Here is a 6,121-nt window from a genome sequence, read left to right as displayed (position 1 = left end):
GCGCCATGCGGTTGGTCAATAGCCAGAAGAAGAGGTGCTTGTCGCCGAGGAACCGGTAGCGCGAGAAAGCGTAGGCAGCCGGCAGCGCCACCGAAACCGAGATCACCATGTTCATGACGACATAGATGATCGAATTGATGTAGCCCTTGTACCAGGACGGGTCGGTGAAAATCACGATGTAGTTGGCCAGGGTCGGGCTCTTCGGCCACAGCGAAAAGGCGCCCAGGATCTCCTGATTGGTCTTGAAGCTCATATTGACCAGCCAGTAGATCGGCAGCATCAGAAAGATGATGTAGATCGTCGGCACCAACCACCAGAACCGGGATTCTTCGCCGCGCCGGCGCATCAGCCGCGCAAGCTGGTCCTGCGACAATGTGCTGGCGAGCCCGTCCGAAACGGCCGTCTCACGCACCCGGTCCTGCCTCGTCGTTCCTTCGTTGGCGCCGCTCATCTCAGCGCTCCGCATCGACATTGGTCATGACGGTGTAGAACACCCATGACAGCAAAAGGATGATCAGGAAGTAGATGATCGACATGGCCGCCGCCGGCCCGAGATCGAACTGGCCGATGGCAATCTTGACCAGGTCTATCGACAGGAACGTCGTCGAATTGCCTGGGCCTCCGCCCGTGACGACGAACGGCTCGGTGTAGATCATGAATGAGTCCATGAAGCGCAGCAGCACCGCGATCAGAAGCACGCGGTTCATCTTCGGCAGCTGGATGTAGCGGAACACTGCCCAGCGTGAGGCGCCGTCGATCTTGGCCGCCTGGTAGAAGGCATCGGGGATCGAGACCAGTCCGGCGTAGCAAAGCAGAACGACGAGGCTTGTCCAGTGCCAGACGTCCATCAGGATGACCGTCACCCAGGCGTCGGTCGGATCGTTGACGTAGTTGTAGTCGAAGCCGAGCGACGACAGCGTGTAGCCGAGCAGGCCAATGTCGATGCGGCCGAACACCTGCCAAATCGTGCCGACGACGTTCCACGGGATCAGCAGCGGCAGAGCCATCAGAACCAGGCAGACCGGCACGCCCCAGCCTTTCTTGGGCATGTTGAGAGCGATGAAGATGCCGAGCGGGATCTCGATGGCGAGGATGGTTGCGGAAAAGATCAGGTTGCGGACCATCGACAGCCAGAAGCGTTCCGACTCCAGGATTTCGGTGTACCAGTCCGAGCCGTTCCAGAAGAAGACGTTGTTTCCGAACGTGTCCTGCACCGAATAGTTGACCACCGTCATCAGCGGGATCACCGCCGAGAACGCCACCAGCAGGAGGACCGGCAGCACCATGAACCAGGCCTTGTTGTTCCAGGTCTTCTCCATCTAGGCCTCCATCTCGACACGCCAGGAATCGGCATAGATGTTGATGCCGGCCGGGTCGAACCGCACCTTCGGATCGGCAGGCAGGGTCTCGTCCTCACCGATCACGGCAGAGATATCGCGGCCTTCGAGCTTGGCGCGCACCACCTTGTGGCGACCGAGATCCTCGACCTTGCTGACCTGCACGGTCATGCCTTCGCGGCCGAGCCGGACATATTCGGGACGGATGCCGAGCTCGACGGCGCCGCTGGCTGCCTTGGGTGCGCCCGGCAGTTCGATGCGCTGCGAGCCGAGCGTCGCCGTCTTGCCGTCGATCGCCACCGGCATGACGTTCATGCCTGGCGAGCCTATGAAATAACCGACGAAGGTATGGCGCGGGCGTTCGAACAATTCGGCCGGTGTGCCGATCTGCACGATGCCGCCATCATACATGACCACGACCTGCTCGGCGAAGGTCAGCGCCTCGGTCTGGTCGTGGGTCACATAGACCATGGTGTAGCCAAAGCGGCGGTGCAACTGCTTCAGCTGCGAGCGCAGCACCCACTTCATGTGCGGATCGATGACGGTCAGCGGCTCGTCGAACAGGATGGCGTTGACGTCGGAGCGCACCAGCCCGCGGCCGAGCGAGATCTTCTGCTTCTGGTCGGCGGTCAGGCCCCTCGCCTTCTTCTTCGCCCACGACGCCAGATCGATCATCTCCAGCGTCTCGCGAACCTTGCGGTCGACATCGGCTTCCGGCACACCGCGGTTGCGCAGCGGGAAGGCCAGATTGTCGTAGACGGTCATGGTGTCGTAAATGACCGGGAACTGGAACACCTGCGCGATGTTGCGCTCCTGCGTCGACAAATTGGTCACGTCCTTGCCGTTGAACAGCAACTGGCCGTGCGAGGGGTGCAACAATCCCGAAATGATGTTGAGCAGCGTGGTCTTGCCGCAACCGGAGGGCCCGAGCAGCGCATAGGCGCCGCCGTCCTCGAAGACATGATGCACTTCCCGCAGCGCGAAATCGGCATCCTTCTGCGGGTTCGGCAGGTAGGAATGCCTGACATGGTTGACGTCGATGCGTGCCATCTCTTGCCCTCAAGCCGCCAGCTTCGGCGCAGTCACGGCGCTGCCGTGCTCGTCGAAAACCATGATGTGGCGCGGATCGATGAACACCTCGACCACCTCGTCCGGCTCGAAATGCCTGATACCATGGGTCAGCATGACCCAGCGCGCATCGGCGAAATCGAGATGGATGAAGCTCTCCGATCCGGTGATCTCGGTGATCGTCACCTTGGCGCGCACCGGTACGGCCGCCGCATTGGGCCGCTCGAGCGACAGGTGGTGCGGCTGAAAACCGATCGTGTACATGGCATCGGCAATGCCGGAGAGCTCGGCCGGCACCGGCAGGTTCACGCCGCCCTCGAGCAGGAAATCCCGGCCCTTCTTGGCAAGCACTATAGTATTGAGCGGTGGATCGGAAAATGTCCTGGCTGTCACCAGATCTACCGGCTTGCGGAACACCTCGATGGTCGGTCCGAACTGGGTGATCTTGCCTTGCGAAAGCGTCGCCGTGTTGCCGCCGAGCAGCAGCGCCTCGTGCGGCTCGGTCGTGGCGTAGACGAAGATGGTGCCGGCGGCGGCGAATATCCTGGGCAATTCGGCGCGCAGTTCCTCGCGCAATTTGTAGTCGAGATTGGCGAGCGGTTCGTCGAGCAGGACCAGGCTTGCGTTCTTGACGATGGCGCGCGCCAGCGCGGTGCGCTGCTGCTGGCCACCGGACAGGCTGAGCGGCGTGCGGTCGAGATAGGGCGTCAGCTTGAGAAGAGCCGCGGCTTCACGCACCTGGCTGTCGATCCTGGCCTGCTCGATGCCGGCCACCCGCAGCGGCGAAGCAATGTTCTCATAAACGGTCATCGCCGGATAGTTGATGAACTGTTGGTAGACCATGGCGATCTTGCGCTTCTGCACCGGCACACCGGTGACATTCTGGCCGTCGAACCAGATCGAACCGGAGGTCGGCACGTCCAGGCCGGCCATCAGCCGCATCAGGCTTGTCTTGCCGGAAAGCGTAGGTCCGAGCAGGACGTTGAGCGAGCCGTGCTGGAGCGTCAGCGACACGTCGCTTATATGCTCGACCGCGCCGACCGCCTTGGTGACGTTTCTCAGTTCCAGCATGACGCCTCCTCCCAGGCCTTCCGCATCAGCTCAAACCCCTCTTCATTCGGCAGCCGCGACATGGCGCCGGCTTATGCCGCGCATGAACTCATCGAGCGCCGCCACCTGCTCGCGGCTGAGATGCAGACCGCGCTTGGTCCGGCGCCACAATACATCTTCTGATGTGACGGCCCATTCGTTTTGAACGAGATAGCGCACCTCGGCCTCGTAGAGATCGGCGCCGAAGTTGCGGCCGAGATCGACGTTCGATTTGGCCAGCCCCAGCAGCATCCTCGCGCGGGTTCCATAGAGCCGGGTCAACCGGCGAGCCAGGCGCGCGTCGAGGAATGGATAAGCGGTTTTCAATTTCGCCACTTCGGCATCGAAACCGGTGGCCGGGAAATCGCCGCCCGGCAGCGGCGCGTTTGCCGTCCACGGCTTGCCGCGTTTGCCGAGAAAACTCTCGATCTTTTCCAGCATCGATTCCGACAGCCGGCGATAGGTGGTGATCTTGCCGCCAAAAGCATTGACAATTGGGGCGGCGCCGTCGCCGCCATCGGCCTTGAGCACATAGTCCCGCGTCGCTTCCTGCGCCTTGGAGGCTCCGTCATCATAGAGCGGACGGACGGCCGAATAGGTCCAGACGATGTCCGAGCGCTTGACGGGTTGGGCGAAATATTCGCTTGCCGCGGCGCAGAGGTAATCGATCTCGGTGTCGCTGATCTTCACGTCATGCGGATCGCCGGGATAATCCTGGTCGGTGGTGCCGATCAGTGTGAACTCTTCCTCATAGGGAATGGCGAAGATGATGCGGCCATCCTTGTTCTGGAAGAAATAGGCGCGTGGATCGTCGAACTTCCTGGCGATGACAATGTGGCTGCCCTGCACGAGGCGGACATTGTGCACATCGTTGAGCCCGACGACGCCGGACAGCACATGATCGACCCAGGGGCCGGCGGCATTGACCAGCAGTCGCGCCTTGATCTCCTCGGTCTCGCCGGTCTGCAGGTCCTCGATCTGGATTGCCCACAGGCCGTTTTCGCGGCGCGCGCCGGTCACTTTCGTGCGGGTGCGGACCGTGGCGCCGCGGTCGGCGGCATCACGCGCGTTCAGCGCCACCAGTCGCGCATCATTGACCCAGCCATCCGAATATTCGAAGGCCTTCTTGAACAGCGGCTTCAAAGGCTTGCCGGCCGGATCCCTGGCCATGTCCAGCGTCCGGGTCGCGGGCAGCAATTTGCGCCCGCCAATGTGATCGTAGAGGAAGAGACCGAGCCTGATCAGCCAGGCCGGACGCAGGCCTTTGGCATAGGGCAGCACGAACCGCATCGGCCAGATGATGTGCGGCGCGTTCTTCCACAAAACCTCGCGCTCCATCAGCGCCTCTCGCACCAGGCGGAATTCGTAGAATTCGAGGTAGCGCAGGCCGCCATGGATCAATTTGGTCGAACCCGAGGAGGTTCCGCTGGCTAGGTCGTTCATCTCGGCGAGAAACACGGAAAAGCCACGACCGACGGCATCACGGGCAATGCCGCAGCCATTGATGCCGCCACCTATGACGAAAATGTCACGGATCGGAGATGCGTCCACAATTCCTCCAACGATTTCGCATTGCACCATTTTTGGGCTTTTACGAAACCGTGTCGGAATTATTTCGAAATGATAACGAATGTCAAACGAAATATCACGAGCGCGTGATATCGGGCAGAAACCGCCTAGGCGAGCGACGTCTCGATCAACTGAACCTCGGCCTCCTGGCAGATCTTGCGCACTGACGGGATGTCGCAACGATCGGTGATGAAGGTGTTGACCTGCGACAGATGGCCGATGCGCACCGGTGCGGTTCGCTCGAATTTGGTCTGGTCGGAAACCAGGATGACATGCCTTGCATTGGCGATGATCGCCTGCGCCACCTTGACCTCGCGAAAATCGAAATCGAGCAAGGCGCCGTCATGGTCGATGGCGGATGCACCGATCACCGCATAGTCGACCTTGAACTGCCTGATGAAGTCGACCGCCGCTTCGCCGACCACACCGCCATCGGAACCGCGCACAACCCCGCCGGCGATCACCACCTCGATCGAGGGATATATCCGCATCCTATTGGCAACATTGATGTTATTGGTGATGACCATGAGCCCGTTGTGATCGAGCAACGCCTTGCTGACCGACTCGGTCGTGGTGCCGATGTTGATGAACAGCGAGGCATTGTCGGGGATCAGCCTGGCGGCCGCACGGCCGATCGCCTCCTTCTCGTCGGCGGCGATCTTGCGTCTCGCCTCATATTCCATGTTCTCGATGCCGGAGGGATACAACGCGCCGCCATGGATGCGCGAGAGCAGCCGCTGGTCGCACAAATCGTTGAGGTCCTTGCGTATGGTCTGCGGCGTCACATTGAAGTGGGTGGCCAGATCATCGACCAGCACGCGGCCATGATCCTTGGCCATCTGGATAATCTCGGCATGGCGCGGCGACAGATACATAGGCAACCTCCCGTTTTCGTTTTTCTTGTCTATAGTCGAAAACGAAACCGATGAAAAGGCATAAGCCGGCTAATGAAATGCATGTGATTGCCAAGGTGAATACGAACGCAAACCAGATTGTGCCCGATCAATCCATTGCGCGCGCGATTTCCGTGATGACGGTGAAGGCCGTATCAACATCGG

5 protein-coding genes and 1 pseudogene are annotated in these 6,121 nt (G+C 60.7%); all 6 read right to left on the bottom strand.

Features of this window, described 5'->3' with window-relative positions; translation table 11 throughout:
- Positions 1 to 451 (bottom strand): annotated as a pseudogene (locus tag EN906_RS19735) (carbohydrate ABC transporter permease); the annotation flags it as partial.
- A 1-nt stretch (position 452) separates the two neighbouring features.
- Positions 453 to 1,319, bottom strand: coding sequence for a sugar ABC transporter permease (locus tag EN906_RS19730; protein WP_127272310.1), 867 nt, complete (start codon positions 1,317 to 1,319; stop codon positions 453 to 455).
- Complete coding sequence (locus EN906_RS19725) at positions 1,320 to 2,387, bottom strand: ABC transporter ATP-binding protein (protein WP_127269024.1); 1,068 nt, start codon at positions 2,385 to 2,387, stop codon at positions 1,320 to 1,322.
- Between the two features lie 9 nt (positions 2,388 to 2,396).
- Entirely contained in the window at positions 2,397 to 3,476 is a 1,080-nt protein-coding gene (locus EN906_RS19720) for an ABC transporter ATP-binding protein (RefSeq protein ID WP_127269023.1), read from the bottom strand.
- A gap of 42 nt (positions 3,477 to 3,518) precedes the next feature.
- On the bottom strand, positions 3,519 to 5,045 hold the full coding sequence (gene glpD / locus EN906_RS19715; RefSeq protein ID WP_127269022.1) for a glycerol-3-phosphate dehydrogenase: 1,527 nt from the start codon (positions 5,043 to 5,045) through the stop codon (positions 3,519 to 3,521).
- Between the two features lie 125 nt (positions 5,046 to 5,170).
- Complete coding sequence (locus tag EN906_RS19710) at positions 5,171 to 5,938, bottom strand: DeoR/GlpR family DNA-binding transcription regulator (protein ID WP_127258922.1); 768 nt, start codon at positions 5,936 to 5,938, stop codon at positions 5,171 to 5,173.
- Positions 5,939 to 6,121 lie beyond the last annotated feature (183 nt).

Origin of the sequence: Mesorhizobium sp. M7A.F.Ca.CA.004.06.1.1, assembly GCF_003999135.1 — a bacterium.
Lineage (GTDB): Bacteria > Pseudomonadota > Alphaproteobacteria > Rhizobiales > Rhizobiaceae > Mesorhizobium.
This window is presented reverse-complemented; position numbering and strand designations above follow the sequence as displayed.